14 protein-coding genes are annotated in these 21,696 nt (G+C 42.2%); 8 read left to right on the top strand and 6 right to left on the bottom strand.

Annotated elements, in window-relative coordinates; genetic code table 11:
- Nucleotides 1–7 precede the first annotated feature (7 nt).
- From DW103_RS02775 to DW103_RS02765, 3 genes are read right to left on the bottom strand one after another with little or no spacing between them, the layout of a single operon-like run.
- Nucleotides 8–1,270 (bottom strand): ABC transporter permease, encoded by a 1,263-nt coding sequence (locus DW103_RS02775; protein ID WP_122274276.1) that lies wholly within the window; start codon nt 1,268–1,270, stop codon nt 8–10.
- Between the two features lie 25 nt (nt 1,271–1,295).
- Complete coding sequence (locus DW103_RS02770) at nt 1,296–2,561, bottom strand: ABC transporter permease (RefSeq protein WP_122274136.1); 1,266 nt, start codon at nt 2,559–2,561, stop codon at nt 1,296–1,298.
- Nucleotides 2,548–3,237 (bottom strand): ABC transporter ATP-binding protein, encoded by a 690-nt coding sequence (locus DW103_RS02765; protein ID WP_122274275.1) that lies wholly within the window; start codon nt 3,235–3,237, stop codon nt 2,548–2,550. Before DW103_RS02765 ends, DW103_RS02770 begins: the two co-directional genes overlap by 14 nt.
- Before the next feature lie 472 nt (nt 3,238–3,709).
- On the opposite strand from DW103_RS02765, the gene DW103_RS02760 reads away from it, so the two are divergent.
- The 8 genes from DW103_RS02760 (at nt 3,710) to DW103_RS02725 (ending at nt 14,947) form a co-directional block, all read left to right on the top strand.
- Nucleotides 3,710–4,432, top strand: coding sequence for an MBL fold metallo-hydrolase (locus DW103_RS02760; protein WP_122274135.1), 723 nt, complete (start codon nt 3,710–3,712; stop codon nt 4,430–4,432).
- A 38-nt stretch (nt 4,433–4,470) separates the two neighbouring features.
- On the top strand, nt 4,471–4,848 hold the full coding sequence (locus DW103_RS02755; RefSeq protein WP_122274134.1) for a VOC family protein: 378 nt from the start codon (nt 4,471–4,473) through the stop codon (nt 4,846–4,848).
- A 119-nt stretch (nt 4,849–4,967) separates the two neighbouring features.
- Nucleotides 4,968–5,930: an ROK family protein gene (locus DW103_RS02750; protein ID WP_122274133.1), complete on the top strand. Its 963-nt coding sequence runs from the start codon at nt 4,968–4,970 to the stop codon at nt 5,928–5,930.
- 75 nt (nt 5,931–6,005) lie between these two features.
- Nucleotides 6,006–6,530: an NUDIX domain-containing protein gene (locus DW103_RS02745; protein WP_122274132.1), complete on the top strand. Its 525-nt coding sequence runs from the start codon at nt 6,006–6,008 to the stop codon at nt 6,528–6,530.
- Nucleotides 6,531–6,566: 36 nt separating this feature from the next.
- Nucleotides 6,567–8,243, top strand: a complete 1,677-nt coding sequence (locus tag DW103_RS02740; RefSeq protein ID WP_122274131.1) for a TldD/PmbA family protein — start codon at nt 6,567–6,569, stop codon at nt 8,241–8,243.
- A 28-nt stretch (nt 8,244–8,271) separates the two neighbouring features.
- The gene (locus tag DW103_RS02735; RefSeq protein WP_158576658.1) at nt 8,272–9,975 is read left to right on the top strand and encodes a metallopeptidase TldD-related protein; all 1,704 of its coding nucleotides are present in this window, start codon (nt 8,272–8,274) and stop codon (nt 9,973–9,975) included.
- Between the two features lie 207 nt (nt 9,976–10,182).
- A complete protein-coding gene (locus DW103_RS02730; RefSeq protein WP_122274129.1) occupies nt 10,183–13,182 on the top strand; it encodes a tetratricopeptide repeat protein in 3,000 nt (999 codons plus the stop codon).
- 7 nt (nt 13,183–13,189) lie between these two features.
- Entirely contained in the window at nt 13,190–14,947 is a 1,758-nt protein-coding gene (locus DW103_RS02725) for a TonB-dependent receptor (protein ID WP_122274128.1), read from the top strand.
- Between the two features lie 72 nt (nt 14,948–15,019).
- Here the strand turns inward: DW103_RS02725 and DW103_RS02720 are convergent, their stop codons facing one another.
- The 3 genes from DW103_RS02720 to DW103_RS02710 are packed head-to-tail and all read right to left on the bottom strand — an operon-like array spanning nt 15,020 to nt 21,593.
- Nucleotides 15,020–16,324, bottom strand: coding sequence for a BT_3987 domain-containing protein (locus DW103_RS02720; RefSeq protein ID WP_122274127.1), 1,305 nt, complete (start codon nt 16,322–16,324; stop codon nt 15,020–15,022).
- A gap of 48 nt (nt 16,325–16,372) precedes the next feature.
- Entirely contained in the window at nt 16,373–18,223 is a 1,851-nt protein-coding gene (locus DW103_RS02715; RefSeq protein ID WP_122274126.1) for a RagB/SusD family nutrient uptake outer membrane protein, read from the bottom strand.
- 19 nt (nt 18,224–18,242) lie between these two features.
- The gene (locus DW103_RS02710) at nt 18,243–21,593 is read right to left on the bottom strand and encodes a TonB-dependent receptor (RefSeq protein ID WP_122274125.1); all 3,351 of its coding nucleotides are present in this window, start codon (nt 21,591–21,593) and stop codon (nt 18,243–18,245) included.
- Nucleotides 21,594–21,696: the final 103 nt, after the last annotated feature.

The following is a 21,696-nucleotide window of genomic DNA, read 5'->3' as shown; positions in this document are numbered from 1 at the left end:
TTATTATTTATTCTTCTCTAATAGCATCTATCGCCTTAATCTGCATCGCACGCCAGGCCGGTATCAATCCCGCCAGCAAACCACTGACCAGGAGGATAACGGTGGCAACGAAAGCGGTCCCGATATGAATTTCCGGATTGGCGAAAAAGGTATCGTTCGAGGCCTCGCCGCCCGCCTCCAAAGCCTGATTGACCAAATCCAGCAGGAAAACACCCAGACTCAGCCCCATCAGCCCGGCCAACGAAGTAAGCAGCAGGCTTTCGCTCATAATCTGTGAGATAATATCGAACGGCCTGGCTCCGATGGCACGACGCACGCCTATTTCGCGGGTCCGCTCGCGAACCGTTACAATCATAATATTGCTGACTCCGATAATTCCGGCCAATAATGTACCGGCACCGACAAACCAGACAACGAGGTTAATCCCCATAAACATCAGACTGAAGGTTTCGAACTGCTTGGCGATGGTGAAGCTGCTGACAGCCTGCTCGTCGGTCGGCGATATTTCGTTTTGCGACTTGAGTACCATTTTAATATCCTCCACCATCCTGTCGCAGGGATAGCCGTCGTCCGCCGTGGCGCACAAGAACCAAAACTTATCCCCTTGGTTGGATGTCTGCTGAAGCGTCTTAAAAGGAAGCATGACACTCTCCTCCGTCCGTCCGCCAATCTGGGCACGCGGTTTCGGCTTAATCACTCCGACTACCTGATAATAAATGCCGTTCACGCGGATATACTGGCCTATAGGGTCTTCGTTCGGTGCAAAGAGGACTTCCCGGACAATGCTGCCTATCAGACAGACTTTGCGTTTCTCAACCATGTCGATTTCGTTCAGCAGGCGGCCGGCCAAGATATGCTGGGTTTCAATATTGAAATACTCGGAATATACGCCACGCACGTTATACGTTCCGGCTTTCTGTCCCCGCACCACATTATTTTGTCCGCCCCATTGCATAATCATAGGGGAAAGATAGCGAACACCTTTTACCCGTTGACGGATTGTTTCCAAGTCCCGGTTACGCATCTGCCAATAACGTCCTTTCTTATATCCTTTGTATGGCTCTCCGGTCCGTTCCGAAAAAAAGAAGGCTGAATTGGTGGCAAAACCGTTTACATTCTTCATCACGCCATTCTGCAGTCCGTTGCCGGAACCAAGCAGGAGCACCAGCATCAGGATGCCCCAAAAGACACCGAAGCCGGTCAGTAAGCTTCGCGTCTTATTACGGGTGATTGTCACCCAGATTTCAACCCAACGGTCTGTATCAAACAGGAACATCTTTTATCTTTTTTATTTATTATTCATTTCGCATAGCCTCGATAGCTGTTATCTTGACGGCTTTCCGCGCCGGGAAATAACCGGCCAGCACACCTGCCGCAATAATCAGGGCCGTCGAAGCCAAAGCAACCCCCAAGCTGACAGTCGGGTTCAGGAAAATACTCATATCATCTTCACTGGACGCCACTCCGGCATTTGTACTCTCCATGAAGGCATTAATAGCTTCGGTGACGCCAACTCCGGTTACCATTCCGATATATCCGAACACTGCCGTTATCAGGATAGACTCTATGATTATCAATTTCAGGATAGAGAAGGGTGTAGCTCCGATGGCCTTACGGATACCGAACTCCCGTGTCCGTTCGCGGACGGTAATCAGCATAATGTTGCTGACTCCCACGATACCGGCAGTCAACGTTCCGATGCCGATAATCCAGATAAACAAGGAGATGCCGTTCATCAATCCGTTCAGCATCATATAATCCTCGAGCGTGTTCCACATACCCAAAGCACGCTTATCCTCCGGGTCGAAATGATGCCGGTTTCCGAATTGTTCCCGTATGCGTTTCTCCAAAGCGTCATTCTCCTGCACATTATTGATACCTTTTACGGTGAAAACAAGGTCGTCGAGACCGTATCCTCCGTTATAAAGCGTCTGCCCGGTAGAAAAAGGGATATAGGCCGGCGCATCATTACTGTTATCTTCGTCGGTATATACGCCGACAACCTGATAGGCTATCTGACCGGCATTGACATATTGCCCCAGCGGGTCTTTGCCTTTAAACAGCACCTCTTTCATCCGCGGACTGATAACTATTACCTTACGCTTCCGTGCCACATCCACCGCATTGATGAAACGACCGTTGCCGACTGACATTTTTATCTTATCGATAACCGCTTTTTCCGGATGCACGGCACTCAAAGTATAGGAATTATACTCTTCACCGAATGAAAGCGTATCGCTCCGGCTGATAACCGCCGTTATCAAATCGACCTCCGGGTTCTCGCGCCGGATTGCATCCAAATCCTCATATTTCAGTTCTATGCGACGGTTGGTTTGCATTCCCTTATAAGGTTTCGTGGCATAACGTCCCCAAAGCTCTATACGGTTGTCCGACCACCTTTCCATGTTTTTCATCACCCCGTTCCGCAAGCCGTTGCCGGCTCCCAACAGGACTATCAGCATAAAGATGCCCCATGCCACAGAGAAACCGGTCAGGAAGGTACGGAGCTTGTTCTTTTTAATGGTACTCCATATTTCGCGGAAACTGTCAAAGTCTAACATGTCCTTCTCCCTTTTCGATTGTTTCTATCAGGCCGTCTTTCACGCGTACTATTTTATCGGTAACTTCTGCAACAGATTGTTCGTGCGTCACGATAACCATGGTCATTCCTTCCTTGTTCACATTGCGAAGCAACTCCATCACTTCGACAGTTGTCTTGCTATCCAAAGCACCGGTCGGTTCGTCAGCCAGGATTACCTGCGGTTTAGCTATCAAGGCACGGGCAATGGCGACACGCTGCTTCTGTCCGCCGGACATCTCGTTCGGCATATGTTCCGCCCAGTCCTTCAAACCTACCATATCGAGATATTCCATAGCCAAGGCATTTCTTTTCTTGCGATTTACCCCTTGGTAATAAAGAGGCAAAGCCACATTCTCCATCGCATTCTTAAAAGAAATCAGGTTGAACGACTGGAAAATAAAGCCAATCATCCGGTTACGCAGCTCGGCCGCACGCGTTTCGCTCAAATCACGTATCAACTGACCGTTCAAGGTGTAAGTTCCCGTATCGTATGTATCCAATATTCCGAGTATATTCAAAAGGGTAGATTTACCGGAACCGGAAGCCCCCATGATGGCTACCATCTCGCCTTTCTCTATATCCAAGTCTATACCTTTCAAGACATGCAGAGGAGCACCGTTGAAATACGTTTTGTTAATACCTTTAAGCTGAATCATCATATTTTGTAATTACTTTAACCTATTAGACGTAATATTTGAACATTTGTTACATAAATAGGAAACATTTTTATCATTTCGAGACAAATATATCCCTTAAGAGAATACCTTGTATCGCAAGGTACTTATTATTAACACAGATTAACTGTGGTTTGTATTCAAAGTAAAAGCATTCCCTATTTGCTCCTTATCAATTAGCTATTTCCTACAGAGCATTTAGGTCTTTCCTCCTAACCTATTAGTTGTCCGCCATCCAACGAACGAACGTTCGTCAGCCAGCGAACGACCGTTCGCCAATTGACGGACGACCGTTCACCAATTGGCGAACGATTAATTCAATAGTAGCAAACAGCTAAACCTTCCCATTGAAAACAATAATAAATAAGGAGAAAACCGATAAGGGACGGAAAGAATATGTATATTTGTAAACAAGTGCCGTCCGAACGGTGTTTTATTTGTAAACAAATAAGAGATGAGACTCACATACATCAATCACAGTGGCTTTGCCATCGAAGCGGACGGATATGCCATCCTTATCGATTATTATAAGGATACGGGGAAAGCTCCGCATGAAGGATTTGTACACGAGAAACTTCTCCAACGCGCGGGTACATTATATATATTAGCTTCCCACTTCCATCCGGACCATTTCAATCCGGAAGTATTAAAATGGAAATCCGCCAAAGAAAACATCGTTTATATCTTTTCCAAAGATATACTGAAACGGAAGCGAGCAGCCAAGGAAGATGCCATCTACCTGAAAAAAGGGGAAACCTACGAAGACCGGAATCTGACAATCGAAGCATTCGGCTCGACCGATGTGGGCATCTCCTTCCTGATGAAAGCGGAAGGGAAACTTCTTTTCCATGCCGGCGATTTGAACAACTGGCACTGGCAGGATGAATCCACGTCCCAAGAAGTAAGCGAGGCTGAGAAGTCTTATCTGAAGGAGCTGAACGACCTAACGAAAACAACAGACAGCCTTCATGTAGCCATGTTCCCGGTCGATCCGCGTATCGGTACAAACTTTATGAGAGGCGCCCAACAATTTGTGGACCGGATTAAAACCGACATTTTTATTCCCATGCACTTCTGGGAACGTCCGGCCGAGGTCGAAGCATTTGGTCCTTATGCCGAATCACACGGCTGCCGTTACGTGCTGCTAAGTATACCGGGAGAAGGTACAGATATTTAATCATTTTAGTATTTATACACTCAAACATTTATATAGATATGGAGATAAAAAGCAGATTTGACCATTTTAATATCAATGTCCTCGACTTGGACAGGAGCATTGCATTCTATAACAAAGAACTGGGTTTAAAGGAACATCATCGTAAAGAAGCTGCCGACGGTTCCTTTATCCTGGTCTACCTGACAGACAGTACAACCGGCTTTTTGTTGGAACTAACCTGGCTGCGTGACCGCAAGGAAGCCTACGATTTGGGCGACAACGAAAGCCATCTGTGTTTCCGGGTAGCCGGCGATTACGATGAAATACGCGAATATCACCGCAGAGAAGGAGTTATCTGCTTCGAAAACATAGAGATGGGACTCTATTTTATTCACGACCCGGATGACTATTGGATTGAGATATTGCCTGTCAAATAAGGGCTGCATCCATCAGATTCTATCTTATTTTGGTTTTTTTTGAATAAAACTATTGTATCTAATTATATTCCTCTTATATTTGCTTTCCAGTAAAGCATTATTAATCTAAAGATAAAATCATGGAGAAGCCTTATGTAGTAGGTATCGATATAGGTGGTACCAACACTGTTTTCGGCGTAGTAGATGCAAGAGGAACAATCTTGTATAGTGGTTCAATTAAAACCGGTAAGTATGCAGATGTAGACGATTACGTTGCAGAACTTGCCAAAGGTTTACAACTGGTTATCGACCAAGCTGGTGGAAACGAGATGATAAAAGGTATAGGCGTAGGAGCTCCTAACGGAAACTTCTTTAACGGCTGTATCGAGTTTGCCCCCAACCTGCCGTGGAAAGGGAAAATACCTTTGGCACAGCTCATCAGCGAAAAATTAGGTGGCATACCTGTTGCCTTGACAAACGATGCGAATGCCGCAGCTATCGGTGAAATGACCTATGGCGCCGCTCGCGGATTGAAAGACTTTATCGTTATCACATTGGGTACCGGTGTTGGTAGCGGTATCGTAATCGGTGGCCAGTTAGTTTACGGACACGACGGATTTGCAGGAGAGTTGGGACATGTCATCATGCGCCGTAACAACGGACGTGTATGCGGTTGTGGTCGACAAGGTTGTCTGGAAGCCTACGCTTCAGCTACCGGTGTGGCACGTACGGCACGCGAATATCTGGAAATCCGCAAAGACGAAAGTGTATTGCGCGAACTTGACCCGGATGAAATCACATCAAAAGACGTTTACGATGCAGCGATGAAGAACGATAAGATTGCACTCGAAATATTCGAAGCCACCGGTACAATGCTGGGTGAAGCATTCGCTGATTTCGTTGCATTCTCAAGCCCTGAAGCCATCATCCTGTTCGGTGGTTTGACAAAGGCCGGCGATTTGATTATGAATCCTATCAAACGTTCGATGGAAAAGAACATGTTGAAGGTATTCGAAGGCAAAACGAAATTATTGTTCTCGCAACTGAAAGAAAGCGATGCCGCCGTATTAGGTGCAAGCGCACTGGGTTGGGAAGTAAAATAAAATTCAAACTTATTTCCAGATAACAAGGGCGATATTTGAATCGCCTTTGTTTGTATTGTTTCAGATTTTTTTATAATGTTGCATCCTTTACATCAGTTTACATATTGTCCTAAATGCGGAGCTAAAGCATTTGCGGAACACAATGAAAAAGCGAAAAAATGCGCGGCATGCGGATTTACTTATTATTTCAATCCGTCGTCGGCAGTCGCTTGTTTCATCCGCAACAGGAAAGGAGAACTGCTTCTGGTGCGCCGCGCCAAAGAGCCGGCCAAAGGAACACTCGACTTGCCCGGAGGCTTTGTAGACATGCACGAATCGGCAGAAGAAGCAGCACGCCGTGAAGTACAGGAGGAAACAGGACTGGAGATAACCGATTGCCGCTATCTCTTTTCCATTCCGAATATCTATCCTTATTGCGGTTTCGATGTCCACACCGTCGACATGTTCTTTGAATGTCTGACCGACTCTTTCGAAGATACACGCGCCGAAGACGATGCTGCCGAAATAGTCATCCTTCCCGCTAATGAATTAAATCCGGATAAATTCGGGCTGCATTCAATAAAAAAAGCAGTAACAATCTATAGGTATTCACATACCTAAAATTAACATAGACATGAATATTCTAAATTATGTACCATGACAAAATCTAAATTCCTGTTATTTTTCTTCTTCCTGATAGGAATGACCACGACTCTGCATGCCAGTGTGTCGCTCGAAGAAATCTTACAAAAAGAGGCAAAACGAAACCTGGAAGTGCTTTCGAAAGCAGAAGTACCGGCTTACTATATTAGTTACCGGGTGTATGAGACGACCAGTTTTAATACCGGAAGTTCATTTGGCGAGATATTTACTCCTTACAAAAATAAATCGCGCCTAGTACAAGCCATTGTCCGCGTAGGTTCGCCTGAACGGGACAATACCCACGAAATCAAAGACAACAATGAAGATAACTTCTTCCAGGGCAATTCCGTTGAAATCCCCATCGAAGATAGCGAAGAAGCCATCTCGCTCCAATTATGGGATTATACAGACGCTACCTACAAAAAGGCCGTGCAACGCTTTCAAAAAGTAATCTCGGAAGCTTCTACCAAAGTAGCATCTGAAGATAAAGCTCCCGACTTCAGCAAAGAAGAAAGAGAAGTTTATTTTGAAAAACCCATATCCGACAAAGCATTCGACAAGCAAGCCAGCGAACTGACTGACCGGATACGGCACTATTCCAGTCTCTTCAAAGAAAACAAAGAACTGACATCGGGCGAATCCGCTTTCCAGATTAATTTGCTCCGCTCCTATTTTGTCGATACGGAAGGAGCTTGTATCACTCAAAACAGCCTGGATTACCGTATCAACATTAGTGCGGAAACAATAGCTGACGATGGAATGCAACTGCCGCTTTATAAGAGTTATTACGCAAACACTTTTAAAGAATTGCCGGATAACAAAACTGTAGAAAAAGACATACAAGTTGTTAGTAAAATGTTATCGGATTTACGTAAAGCCCCCGTTGCCGACACATACGCAGGTCCCGCTCTACTCCAGCCGGAAGCTTCCGGTGTGCTTTTCCATGAGTTTTTCGGACACAGGCTTGAAGGTGCCCGCATGAAACAGGAAAACGATGCACAGACATTTAAAAAGAAAATAGATGAGAAAGTATTGGCAGACGACATGTCCGTTTACTTCGACCCAACTATTCATTATTATAAAAATATGCCCCTGAGCGGCAGTTATGTATTCGACGATGAAGGTGTAAGAGGACAAAAGACTGATATTATAAAGAATGGTATCTTAAAAGAATTCCTGATGAGCCGGACCCCTATTGACGAACACCCCAAGTCGAACGGACATGGAAGAGGAATGATTTATTACACTCCTGTCACTCGCCAGTCGAACATGATTATCGAATCCTCCAATCCTAAAACAGAAAAAGAACTCCGTCAAATCCTAATCGATGATTTAAAGAAACAAAACAAGCCATACGGTTATCTGTTCTGTGAAGTCAGTGGCGGTTTCACCAACATCAGCCGTGTAGATGCCAACGCTTTTTACGTAAATCCATTGGTTGTTTACCGTATTTATGCGGACGGAAGTCCTGATGAACTGGTACGAGGGGTAAACCTGATTGGAACCCCGCTGTCCATGTTCTCCCAGATTGAAGCTTGTGGAGATAAGCATGGTGTATTCAACGGATATTGCGGAGCTGAATCCGGAAGTATCCCAGTGTCTTGCGTGGCTCCGGCTGTTTACGTTAAAATGATCGAAACGCAAAAACAGGCGAAGTCGCAAAACCTGCCTCCTATCCTGCCACGTCCTTAATTGAATGTTTCATAAAAAAAAGAAAGTCATGAAGAAATTACATCTATATATCGGAGGAATGGCATTGATGCTGTCAACCGGAACAATATCCGTTGCAGCCTCCACTCCTGAAGAAGATCCTATCAGTAAAAGTATACAAACGGAAATACAACGAGGCATGGAAGGGTTGAAGCTGGACAATGTCGTTTCCCCTTGTTTCATCGATTACCGGATGAATGCGTTGGAAAACCTGAATATCAAAGCCATACAAGGAGCTTTGGTATTCAGCAACAGCCGAGCGTACTATAACGGTATGGCCAATGTGTTGGTCGGCGATTATGCGATGAACAATCTGAACTTCGTTGCTTCGTTCCGGGATTTGTACAACTACAACTACCCTAACCGGATGGTTTACGGCAACGACGACCAAGCTATCCGTACGGAACTTTGGCGTATTCTGGATGGACAATACAAAAACGCCGCCGAACGGTATAACAACAAATTAAGTATTCTGAAACAGACGGAACTTCCCGAAGAAGAAAAGAACATCCCTGATTTCCAGCAAATGAATCCGGTGAAAGCTTTTTATCCGGCTCAACCGTTAAAATACGATATGGAGAAACTGAATGAATACATTAAAGAAGCCTCCAGGATATTTGCCGGTAACACCGATATTAATGATTCGCATGTTCGCATATATGCAGGTTCCGCCGATGTCAGATATTGCAATAGCGAAGGTTCCGTATGCCGGTACCCGAATAACTTGATTGCCTTGTTTATTTATACAAGAGGTAAAACAGCCGACGGGCAGGAAATAGCCATGAACAACTGCTATCCGTACGATTCTTTCGATGATATTCCTTCGTTGGACGAACTGAAAGAAATGTGCCGGCAACAAGCAAAATTAATGCACGACAGGATAACAGCTCCCCAGATAGAAGAAGCATATGTTGGCCCCGTTTTATTTGAAGGAGAAGCTGTTGCCGATTTAGTCGGAAAACTGCTGGTTAATAACGATAACGGGATTATCGCACAACGGAAACCGATTGCAACTCCCGAAATCAAAATGTATTACAGCGGCAATTCCGCCATTACAGGCAATGCTCTCGAAGGATTTATGAATAAGAAGGTGATTTCCCGTAATTTATCCCTGGAGTCCATGAGCGGCACTGAAGAGTATAACGGGAAAAGGCTCTTTGGCTATTATCCGGTAGACGCGCAAGGTGTAACACCTGATAAAAACTGCCCGTTAATCCAAGACGGCGTATTGGTCAACATGCTGACTTCACGTACTCCCACTCTGAAGCTTCACAACTCCAACGGACATGCACGGGCAACCATAGACGGACGCCTGACAGGTATCTATCCCGGAGTACTTCGCCTCAGCGGGAAGCAAACGGTATCAGATTCTGAACTCAGGAAAAAACTAATCGACGCAGCCAAAGAAGAGGACTATTCCTATGCTTATATTATTCGCAAGCTGGATAACGATACTCCAGTACAAATTTATCGTGTCAATGTTGCCGACGGTTCAGAGACACTTATTCGCGGAGCAATTATGAAAGATTTAATGCTACGTTCCTTAAAACGTGTTTCCGGCGTTTCCGATAAGGAAATCATTTGCAACAGAATTTATAATGATGTGAAGACATCTTATATTATACCCTCGGCAATCTTACTGGAAGAAGTCGACATTGTAAAAAACAACAAGATTGATTTCCAAAAGCCTTATGTTGTCAGCCGACCTGAATAATAGCTTAAGTGATTATATTTTGAGAAAGAGGACTTTTACGAAGGTCCTCTTTCTTTTTTCCCTTTTCATTTACATCCAGCCGTTATTTTTAATTAATAAGATTTTATATCGAACTTTTTTGTAATCGGGCTTTTTATGTACATTTGCAATTTAGAACTAACAGATACGTTATTTAGTTATATATCTGTATAAAAAGCAAAAGGAGTGATGAAAAGAATACTTATTCCATTGTGTCTGGTGATAGGGAGTCACGTTGCAAACGGGCAACGGTCGTACCAGTTCGATACACCGAACCGCCTGTTTGTAGAAGGGAAAGAATTGTTTAGTTTAAAAAACTATGCTGGATGCATTGACAAGCTGGAAGCCTACAAGCAACATTCCACGGATGCAGACTTGATTCAGGAAGCAGACTATATGATGGTTTATGCAGCCTATGAACAAGGACGTCCGAATGTCGACGAACTGCTGAAGGACTATCTGGAAACCTATCCCGCATCCCGCCACAGTGACGAAATCAATTTCCTGATTGGTTCCGTCCACTTCGAAAAGAAAGAATATCAAAAAGCCATTTTCTGGTTCAACGAATCCAATATCGACACGTTGAGTCCGGAACAGCAAGAAGCTTACTCGTTCCGTCTGGCATATTCATTGCTTCAAACCGGTGAAATGGAAAAGGCACGGGGCTATTTTGCCCGCATTGAACAAATAGGGGACAAATACAAAGAAGCATCCGCCTATTATGTTGCCTATATTGATTATGCAATGGGGCAATACAACAATGCCCTGATTGAGTTTTCCCGCCTGAAAGAGAATCCGAAATACCGGGAACAATCTTTGTATTATATCACACAAATCTATTTCATCCAGAATAAATACGAGAAAGTGGTCAGCGAAGGTGAAGCACTTCTCTCCGCTTATCCCGATAGTAAGAATAATACGGAATTATATAGGATTACCGGTAATTCCTATTACCATTTGGGAAACCAGGATAAGGCAATCAGCATGTTGAGCAAATACGTATCGTCTACCGACAATCCGTTGCGAGGCGATTTGTATATCCTGGGAGTCTGCTATTATGACAAAGGGAAATACAGCAATGCGATTAAATCCCTCAGCCAGACAGTCCGCCAGAATGATGCGCTCACTCAAAATGCTTATTTCTATCTCGGACAAAGTTACCTGAAAACAGGAGATAAGAATAACGCCCGCATGGCTTTCGAAGCAGCAGCCACTGCCTCATTCGACAAACAGATAAAAGAGGTGGCCATGTACAATTATGCCCTGCTTATCCATGAGACGGCCTTTACTGGTTTTGGCGAATCGGTTACCATTTTCGAGGATTTCCTGAACGACTTCCCGAATTCACAGTATGCGGACAAAGTGAATGATTATTTGGTCGAAGTGTATCTGACAACCAAGAATTACGAAGCTGCCCTGAATTCCATCAATAAAATCAAACACCCGAGTACCAAGATACTGGAAGCCAAGCAGGATATTCTGTTCCAACTGGGAACACAAGCATTTACCAATATGAAGCTGGATGATGCCGTTCGCCTGTTTACTGAAGCTATTTCACTTGGTGCTTATAATATGGAATCCCGTAACGATGCTTATTTTTGGCGGGGTGAGTCATATTATCGCATGGGAGAATATGAAAATGCGATTTCCGACTATCGTACCTATTTGAACAATACCCGCCAACGCAATACGGACATGTATGCATTGGCTTACTATAATTTAGGGTACAGTTATTTCAAACAGAAAGATTATCCGGCAGCTCTCAGCCGCTTCCGCCAGTATACAGAGATGGAAGGGAACCGGCAATCGCCTTCTCTTGCAGATGCTTACAACCGTATAGGCGACTGCCTGTATCAAAACCGTCAGTTTGCACAAGCAGAAGAAAGTTATTCACAAGCCGCCCAGTTATCTCCGTCAGCTGCTGATTATTCAGTTTTCCAAAAAGGCTTTTTGCTCGGTCTGCAAAAAGATTACAGAGGAAAAATCAGTGCCATGGATCGCCTGATTACCGAATATCCCGAATCGCAATACGTGGATGATGCCTTATTTGAAAAAGGACGTTCCTACGTACTACTGGAAAACAGCGCATCGGCCGCACAGGCTTTCGAAAAGCTGATACGTGAATTTCCACAAAGCAGCTTGGCACGTAAAGCCGGTATCCAGTTGGGATTGCTTTACTTTAATGATAACCAGCCGGAAAAAGCGGCCGAAGCTTATAAGAATGTTATCAGCAATTATCCCGGTAGTGAAGAGGCAAAAGTCGCATTGCAGGATTTGAAATCTGTTTATATCGACCTCAATGATATCAATGCTTATGCCAATTATGTCAATTCGATAGGTGGTAATATCCGCTTGGAGGTTAGCGAACAAGACTCACTTACTTACATCGCTGCCGAAAAGCTCTTTATGCGTGGAGATAACGATGGAGCACGCCGTAGTTTAATTAATTATTTGCAAACATTCCCTGATGGTGCTTTCAGCTCGAATGCCCACTATTATTTAGGTAGCATTGCCTTCACCTATAAAGAATACGATGAGGCTTTGGAACATTTCAAATCTGTGTTGGCTAGCGGCGATACCAAATTCCGGGAAGAGTCGGTTGCTCGTACAGCTGAAATCGAATATCTGAATAAAGATTATCCGACTGCTCTCGAAAGCTTCAAACGTCTGCTGGTTGTAGCTGAAAACCCGGAAAACAAACAGGCCGCCCGTCTCGGTATCATGCGTTGCGCCGTAGTAACCGACCAGCCGAAGGATGCTCTTCAAGCCGCCGATGAATTGCTGAAGGAACCGAAACTATCACCGGAAATAAGTTCAGAAGCACGTTATGCCCGTGCCAAGGCATATATCGGGTTGAAACAGGAAAATCAAGCGATGGCTGATTTGAAAGAAATCAGTAAGGATACTCGTACCGCACATGGAGCCGAAGCTAAATATCTGTTAGCTCAACTCTATTACGATGCAAACGACGACAAGAATGCGGAAAAAGTATTGATGAATTTTATTGAAAACGGTACACCCCACCAATACTGGTTGGCACGCGGATTTATCCTGTTAGCGGACGTTTATATCCGTCAAGGAGATGATTTCCAGGCACGTCAATATCTCACCAGCCTGCAAAACAATTACAAGGGCGATGACGACATTGCCGGCATGATAGAAGACAGATTGGGTAAACTTAAGAAATAACAGAGCGATGAAGACAATATATAACATAAAAGCATTGTGTGTAATGGCCTTGCTGGGAAGCGTTGCAACCGTCAGTGCACAAGAAGACAAATCAAAGGAAAAAGACCTGAACAGGGAAATGACTTTGGAACGTGAATACGACCCGAGTGTGCAAGATGCCAATAAAGTGAACACGTTGCCGGTCATCAAAGAACCCGCTGTAAAAAAGATGCCTATCGATTATGCATTCTTTAATGCTCCTGCCGATCCGGAAAAGGAAATCAGCCTTCTTCCTTCCGGTAGTATTATGACGGATATCCAATACAACAAACGCCGCGGTTACTTCAACTTCGGTGCCGGTACATACCTCAACCTGAATGGTGACATAGGGTATCATATTCTGAGTACAGATAAGGATAAATTAAACATTTGGTTCTCTCACCGCTCAACCAATGGGAAAGTGAAATATCTTGACATGGACGAGAAGGTAAAAGCAAAGTTAAACGATAATATGGGTGGGCTGAACTTCCGCCATGCATTCGACAAGCTGTCACTGAATATGGGCATCAAATATGGTTATTCCGGTTTCAATTATTATGGATTGCCTATCGATTACCCGACAACCGGGGCATTAATCAATCCGGACCGTGAGACTAATCAGGTCAATCAGACCGTGAAAGCAAAAGTCGGTGTAGAATCGAAAGAGGATGCCCATGTTGGTTACCTGCTGGATGTCGATTATACGAATTTCTCACATAAATATGCGTTGACTAAAGAATTGGACGGTCCTACCGAACATACTTTCGACGTAAAATTCGACTTGAATGCCGGTTTCGGAGGAAATCAACGTATCGGATTCGGAGGAAATATAGAGTATTTTAATTATAATCTACCGACAGACGGTACAAATGAATATCTGTTTTTTGAAAACCATGCCGAAGCGACTTTGTCTCCTTACTACAAAGTAACAGGTGACAACTGGAATGTTAAACTAGGAGTCAACGTCATGTTCGTAACCGGGGACAATAAAAAGTTCATGGCTTCTCCGAATATTGCAGCAGATGTAGAAATAGCAGAAAAAACGGTTCTTTATGCCAGTGCCGGCGGAAAATTATATTCCAACAGTATGTACGATATGTCATTGGTAAACCGTTACGTCAATCCCACTGAAGAATTGTTGCCGTCGCGTAATTACTTGGACGCAACACTCGGTATTAAGAGTGGTGTCGCTCCCGGTTTCTGGTTTGATGTATTCGGTGGATACAAAATTACCAAGGATGATGTATTCTTCATTCCGGGTGTAAACATAGGGGAAGGTCTTTTCGCAAACGTAAGCAATGCTTTCCAAGCGGATGCAGACCATTTATTCGTTGGAGCCAATTTGAAATATAGTTATCAGCAACTTCTCGACATCAACCTGAAAGGTGTTTATAATAGCTGGACTGTCGACGAACCCAATGATGCACAAACATCTATTCCGTACAACGCTTACGGCAAGCCGGAAATGGAACTTACAGCCGGTGTAACAGTCCGTCCTATCCAAAATATCTGTGCTTCATTGGATTACTATCTGGCAACCGGACGAACAACATTACTCCCCGGTTCCACAAAGAAAACAGATATGAAAAATATTAATGAACTGGACCTTACCGGTACATATACCCTGAACGAGACCTTCGGTCTGTATCTGAAACTAAACAATGTCCTTTTCCAGAAATACGAAATGTATTACGGTTACCCACTACAAAGTTTCAGTGCCATGGTTGGGGTAAATATCAATTTCTAAACATCTGATTTATACCGATAAAGCTAATAAAGCCTTGTTCAAATAAGTGTGAACAAGGCTTTATTTATTAATTTAAAGGACCTCATTACCCCTTAAACGGAATTCTGCCATATGTCGGACGCCACTTTTAATCATAAACCTGACATATCGCGCTTTTGTTGGAGGAATATTAAAACCTTGGTATACGTTTAAGTATTTTGTCGTTACATCATCAAACGTCACCCAATCAGTTCCATTTTCACTCAGTTCTATTGTTATATCCGTATCAATTTGAGCCGGACCATATGTCGATTGTCTCCTTACAATTTCAAATCGAGAAATCTCATATAATTTATTCATATCAAACTCCAATTTAACAGGGAAGGGAGAATCATAATAAGCATGCCAATAAGTATCCATATTATCATCCAATAATGCAGGAATACCACCTCCGTCTGTCGGATGAGTGATACTTTGCCCTGACAAAACTGTCCATATACTGCGATTAACCTCCGGAGGAAGGTAATTCAGTAAAAAGTTTAACTTATTTTCCCCTTCTGTTATAGGGAAGTGTTCTGAAGACACAAGCTCAAATGGAAGCATATAAGTTCCAAAAGGTAGATTTTCAACATTAAGTTTAAAATTCACTATTGCTTTCTGTTCATTAGCACTAATCACAGTTTCATTCTCTTGCCGATAATATTGAGGTTGAAGTAATTCCACAGAACTACCATGTTCTTTGTTATATTCTTCCAAAGTCCGTGTATTTATTCCTAATTCAAAACCAGAATTAACAGGTGTCTTAAAAGGTATTTTTACCGGAACTGCCAATATATTATTATCCTTAGCTTCAATAGCCAGCTCTTTTAACCCACTTGTTTCAAATTGAATAAAAGGGGCATGTACTACGGGATTCAAGAAAATAAGATTTATATCCTCATTGATTTGGAGTCCCGGCGTATCATACAATTCTAATGGCAATATAAAATCACTATTACCAAGACCAACAAGCTCCACCATTTGCTGCATATTGAATTCAACAGATACTATACCGGCTTCCTTCTTCGATTCAAATACAACCTCCTGATTCAAAATTTTATAACAAGAAGCTGGTAATTCCCGGAAAGAAGTATAATTCATTGTATTATATTCCGATAACCGCTCCGAACTTACTCTCAATTTTGCCTGTATCTTCAGATTTTCCACTCCACTACATTGAATCGGGAGATCATATGTCACTATTTGTTGACCCACATTCCGTAAATCATACATTTCAAAAGATTGCATACCATTAATAACCAGATATGATTTAATATCCGGATAATCTTTTTTAAGGCTATCTTCACATGAGAAAAAAGCTAAAAGTATGCCTAATAAATATATTATTCTCTGTTTCATATATATCTTGTTTATGATTACAAATTTCTTTAGACATCAACTGTTCAATTACCAATACGGGTTCTGTTCCAACAATTTATTACGATCCAGTTCTTTCTGTTTAATCGGATATAAGTAATGCTTATTCCTGAATATATGGACTTCAACAGGTGTCCTTTTCCAAAATTCACCATTTTCATCATGATTATCAGCCGTATAATTCATTCCATACATAGGACCTGCAAAATACTTTTCACCCTCCTTCCAAAAACGGACATCAAAATATCTATGGCCTTCAAATGCCAACTCCACTTGTCTTTCTCTTTTCAGTAATTCTAAAAGCTTTTCTTTATTCCCGACAGCTTCCGGATATACGGCTTCTATATTGGGTACACCCGCTCTCTGGCGGACTTTATTCCAATAATAAAACAAGTCAGGATTATTCAAATCTGTTTCTATCAAAGCCTCACAATAATTAAGATAAATCTCTGCCAAACGGAAAATCGGAATACTAATATATCCCCAAGAAGTATAATGAGTCAAAGAATGGTCACGATTTCTATCGACAAATTTACGAAGCAAATATCCTCCTTTGCTATAATCGTTGGCTGTACCCAGACCAGAATTACCTTGACGGAAAAATTCCACAATCAAATTTTTCGGATAAGCATTAATCCAATATGCTCCACTCCAGAGCACGGTTGCATAAAAACGAGGTTCCCGATTTATATACATATTAAATGTCCGCGTTTCCTTTTTCTCTATCGGATGAGTAAAATTACTAAATCCCGATTCTGAATATCCGCCTTTATTTCCTGCATAAATAGGACTTCCATCCGTATTATGACCGACAATAGGATATATACCATTATTCATTGCATAAGCATCGACCATTTGTTGGGTAGGAGATATCCCTCCATAAGTAGTCGTTCCTCTCACACCTGTCGGAATACAATCATATTGAATTTTTCCCCATGATAAACGACGAGCCCATATTAATTCTGAATTCCAAGGTTCCGTAATCATTGCATAAATGGAAGCATTCGGATCAATGACTTGATTGCCTTCTTCATTCACCTTCATTTTCACAACCAGCTCTCCATCAAATGTATCAATCACAGCTTTATTGGCTGCTGCCGCCAATTTCCATTTATTAGCATCATACTGCGAACTAAACAAAGAACTACTACTGTAATCTTTGTTACCATTAAATAAAGGACGAGCCGAATACAATAATAGACGAGCTTTGATAGCTAAAGCTGCCGCTTTTGTCGGTTTCCCCAACCACTGTTCCGTTTGCTTTTCTTCCAACAAGGGAACTACAGCCTCCAGCTCTGATGTAACGTAATCGACACACTCATCCCAAGTATTCCGAGTCTTCTCTAATTTTTTAGTGTCCGGTTCCGTTAAATCCATTATTTCATCATACATCAGGACAACCGGTCCATATTGCCTCATAAGCAAAAAGTAGTAGTATGCACGCAAAAAGCGAGCTTCATTCGCCATTTTTTCCTGTTCGTCCCAAGGGATAATTGTCTCCGGACACCATCTCTTATTTAATATTGCATCACGAAAAATATTTGCCTCCCGGATACCTTGGTAATAAGTATACCAGTTTCCGTCGCCAGGCGAAGAAGACACATTCCAAGAACCGTTATTAATGAGTGTAAAGCCAGCATTTGCATAACAATAAATTGCTTCATCCGTTGTGGCAGCCCAAGTCGAAGTACCAGTCATATCCGTACCTCGTTCATCCGGTATGAACGAATAAACATTCCACAAATACTGTTCCGTTGTTGCTCTTTTTAAAAATACCGACTCTAACGTCAACGGATCATCATTCATCTTATCCAAATAACTATCGCATGAACATAATCCGGATAAACCGATAAGTAAAAATAATTTATTAATTAGTTTCATCACATTGCATTTTAGATTATTAAAAACTTATATTTAAACCGACATTAAAGATTCTATTCGGCGGGTATCCCATCCCCTGTCCGGAACCCAGTTCCGGATCCCATAAATCAAATTTGCTAAAAGTCAATAAATTAACAGCAGATACATATATTCTTAGATTTCTGGAATAAATCTTTTTAAGCCACTCTTTCGGAAGAGTATACCCTATCTCCACATTTTTAAGACGCATATAGCTTCCATCATACATTCGGGCAGTCGACTTTTGCTGATTATTCGTATTAGCCCCATCTGATAAACGTGGATATACAGCATCCGTATTATCTCTTCCCTCCTGCCATCTTCTCAAATAAAGGTCCTCAAACATCCCGTTAGCTTTGATATCCGATGATGTTATTCCATATAGAGCATTTCCCCTGGCAAAAATACTTGTTTTAGCTACCCCTTGGAAAAAGAAAGAAAAGTCAAATGAATTCCAACTCAAACTACCACCGAATCCATACGAGATTTGCGGTAACCCCGGATTGCCAATCGGGACTTGATCTTCATCATTCACTATACCATCTCCATTGATATCGCTATATTTAAAATCACCGGGACGTACTTCTCCAAACTGCTGTATAGCCGAATTACGAATCTCTTCCTCACTTTCAAAAAAGCCTTCGCAAATCAATCCCCATTCCTGTCCGTATTTATGTCCGGAAGCCCCTTGATAAGGCCATTTATAAGCAGGTTCATCATTATTGATAACCAGCGAATTATTATATGTAAAATTCGCTCTTCCGGACAAATAACAATTCCCGACTTTTCGCCCGTATTCCAAAGAGCTGTCAAAACCCTGATTTTTCATTTCTCCGACATTAGACCAAGGGATACTCGTATTTCCTGCTATACCGGGGAGACTAGCACGCTGGACAAAGATGCCAGTTCGATTTTCTTTAAAATAATCAGCTTGAATTTTTAACGATTCGAATAAAACAAATTCAGCCCCAATATTTGTCTTATGGGCTGTTTCCCAACCTACATTCGGATTTGCAATATCCCCTTCACGAACACCGGAACCACCAGATTGTCCCTGATCTCCAAAATTTTGTCCTCCAACCCCTGTCAGAATTGTCCCTTCATAAATAAAACGCCTATTACCACCTATCTGATCATTTCCGACCAATCCATACGAACCTCTTATTTTCAACATATCAACATAAGGTCTAATAGGCTCCCAAAATGATTCGTTAGAGACCATCCAACCTAACGCTACAGAAGGGAATATTCCGAATCGATTACCCGGACTAAAATTTTCCGAACCATTATAACCGAAATTTCCTTCAACAAAATATTTATCATCATAAGCATACGTGATACGTCCGGCTATACCTTGTGTCTTATAAGGCATGGCCGCCCTTGAGGAACCCGCCCATAAAATTGTTTTTTCCCGTTGATTATAAAGAAACAATGCACCAATTCTATGTTTTTCATTAAATATACGGTCATAAGTAACTGAAGCTTCCAGATAGATAGAACGTGAACCACTACCACCTTGCGAATAAGCCAAAGTTTCAGAACCTCTTTGCGTCTCATAATAATCTAACGAACCGTCCGGATTATAGTTTCCTGTAGCCAACCATGTTTGTGGTGTTTTTGTACGGGTAATGCTCGTATTATTATAAGCATCCCATGCAAACCGGATATTTGCTTTCAAACCCGGAGTAATCAAATTACCAAGATCCTGGGTGACTCCGATATTTGCCTGTGCCGAATTATAAAAATGCTGAGAATAACCGGAGTGCATTAATTGATTGTAAGGATTCCAGCCTTGATTCGCAAGTTGTCCTGCTAAACGGTCAAAACTCCCATCCTCATTCATATAATAAGCCGGATAAGCATTTGGAGAAGTTTTAAAAGCTAAAGTCCATATTCCCGTATAACTATCATCCCTGGACGCGGCCGGCGAATTTTTCACTTCATATAAATTAGACAAACTCACGTCCAAAACAGTTGACGACGTTACATTCACATCCACATTTGTCCGAAAATTATAACGCTTATAATTAATAGAGGTATTATAATCATTGCTGGCATCCGTTTTATAAATACTTCCTTCATTATAGAAAGAACCGGATATAAAATAACGGGCAATCGTTCCACCACCAGATACACTTAAACTCACTTTTTGATTCGTTGCCACATCCGAAAAAAGCTCCCCCAGCCAATCGACATTTGGATATAAGTTTCTTTCCAAACCCGTCGCCGTCATATATTTTTCTATTGTTTCCGGAGAATAAGTATTGGGACGGACCTCATTCACCATTTCGGCAAATTGTACGGAATTTACCATTTTAGGTAACTGAGTAGGCGAAACCACACCAAATTCAGCCCTTGCAGAAATCAGAGGTTTACCTTCTTTCCCTTTCCGTGTAGTAATCAACATAACTCCATTAGCACCACGTACACCATATACAGCCGTAGCAGTTGCATCCTTCAAAATGGAAAATGTCTCAATATCTTCCGGATCTACAGAATCCAGAGAACGTTCAATTCCGTCAACTAATACTAACGGCTTTTGGGAAGCTGCATTAAACGAGCTTATACCCCGGATATAAAAATCACCGGCTTCTCCAGGTTCCCCGCTCCTCGACACAGCGACAACACCCGCTAACTGACCAGCCAAACTTGTACTAAGTTTGGCTACCGGGAGTTTCAAATCATTCATCGACACTGTAGAAATAGAACCGACAATACTCTCTTTCCGCTGTGAACCATACCCAACAACAACAACCTCATCCAAACTTTCTGTTGAGGGTTCCATTTTAAAATTAATTTCCGTACGATTATTAATCGGCTCCTCTATTTGCTTATATCCCAAAAAACTAATGACCAATACCCCACCTTGGCTGCTATAGCTGATTGTATAATATCCATCCACATCTGTTATAACCCCATTTGTCGTTTCTTTTACCCAAATGTTCGCACCGACAATAGGTTCTCCATTTTCATCCAGAACCCGGCCTTTGATTGTCCGGGCTTTTTGTTGAGCTTTGAAATCAACTTTTTCTTTCCCCGATAAAAATATTTTATCATTCAATATTTTATAGGTAATATCCGTATTTTCAAAAAGAGTTTTTAATACGGTTTCAACTTCTGTATTCCGCATTTTAATGCTTACAACGCGCTTCGTGTCAACTAAATCGCTACTATAGGCAAAATTCAGATTACTTTGCTTGGAAACTTCTTTGAAAACCCGTTCCAATGGGACACTGTCAAAATTGAGAGTGATTTTCTGAGGTTTAAACGAGGCAAAGATATTAGTTGTACAAAAAATAACAACAACAAATAAATATAGCCTTCTTTTGCTGGTATTAAATCCTTTTTTCATACATTTGTAATGTTAGATTAATAGATTGATAATTGTCTGACAGATTAAATCGGGAAGTGTTTGCGGCATTTCTCGATTTTTTTTCGTTAACTTGTATTTTCCA

It is taken from the genome of Parabacteroides sp. AM08-6 (genome assembly GCF_003473295.1).
Lineage (GTDB): Bacteria > Bacteroidota > Bacteroidia > Bacteroidales > Tannerellaceae > Parabacteroides.
Note: the sequence above shows the minus strand (reverse complement) of the source record. Positions and strands in the feature narration are given on the sequence as shown.

What these genes read in the sequence shown, in the direction of transcription:
- DW103_RS02770 (WP_122274136.1), bottom strand. Translation starts at nt 2,561, where the DNA reads ATGTTAGACTTTGACAGTTTCCGCGAAATATGGAGTACCATTAAAAAG.
- DW103_RS02765 (WP_122274275.1), bottom strand. Translation starts at nt 3,237, where the DNA reads ATGATTCAGCTTAAAGGTATTAACAAAACGTATTTCAACGGTGCTCCT.
- DW103_RS02760 (WP_122274135.1), top strand. Translation starts at nt 3,710, where the DNA reads ATGAGACTCACATACATCAATCACAGTGGCTTTGCCATCGAAGCGGAC.
- DW103_RS02755 (WP_122274134.1), top strand. Translation starts at nt 4,471, where the DNA reads ATGGAGATAAAAAGCAGATTTGACCATTTTAATATCAATGTCCTCGAC.
- DW103_RS02750 (WP_122274133.1), top strand. Translation starts at nt 4,968, where the DNA reads ATGGAGAAGCCTTATGTAGTAGGTATCGATATAGGTGGTACCAACACT.
- DW103_RS02745 (WP_122274132.1), top strand. Translation starts at nt 6,006, where the DNA reads ATGTTGCATCCTTTACATCAGTTTACATATTGTCCTAAATGCGGAGCT.
- DW103_RS02740 (WP_122274131.1), top strand. Translation starts at nt 6,567, where the DNA reads ATGACAAAATCTAAATTCCTGTTATTTTTCTTCTTCCTGATAGGAATG.
- DW103_RS02735 (WP_158576658.1), top strand. Translation starts at nt 8,272, where the DNA reads ATGAAGAAATTACATCTATATATCGGAGGAATGGCATTGATGCTGTCA.
- DW103_RS02730 (WP_122274129.1), top strand. Translation starts at nt 10,183, where the DNA reads ATGAAAAGAATACTTATTCCATTGTGTCTGGTGATAGGGAGTCACGTT.
- DW103_RS02725 (WP_122274128.1), top strand. Translation starts at nt 13,190, where the DNA reads ATGAAGACAATATATAACATAAAAGCATTGTGTGTAATGGCCTTGCTG.
- DW103_RS02720 (WP_122274127.1), bottom strand. Translation starts at nt 16,324, where the DNA reads ATGAAACAGAGAATAATATATTTATTAGGCATACTTTTAGCTTTTTTC.
- DW103_RS02715 (WP_122274126.1), bottom strand. Translation starts at nt 18,223, where the DNA reads ATGAAACTAATTAATAAATTATTTTTACTTATCGGTTTATCCGGATTA.
- DW103_RS02710 (WP_122274125.1), bottom strand. Translation starts at nt 21,593, where the DNA reads ATGAAAAAAGGATTTAATACCAGCAAAAGAAGGCTATATTTATTTGTT.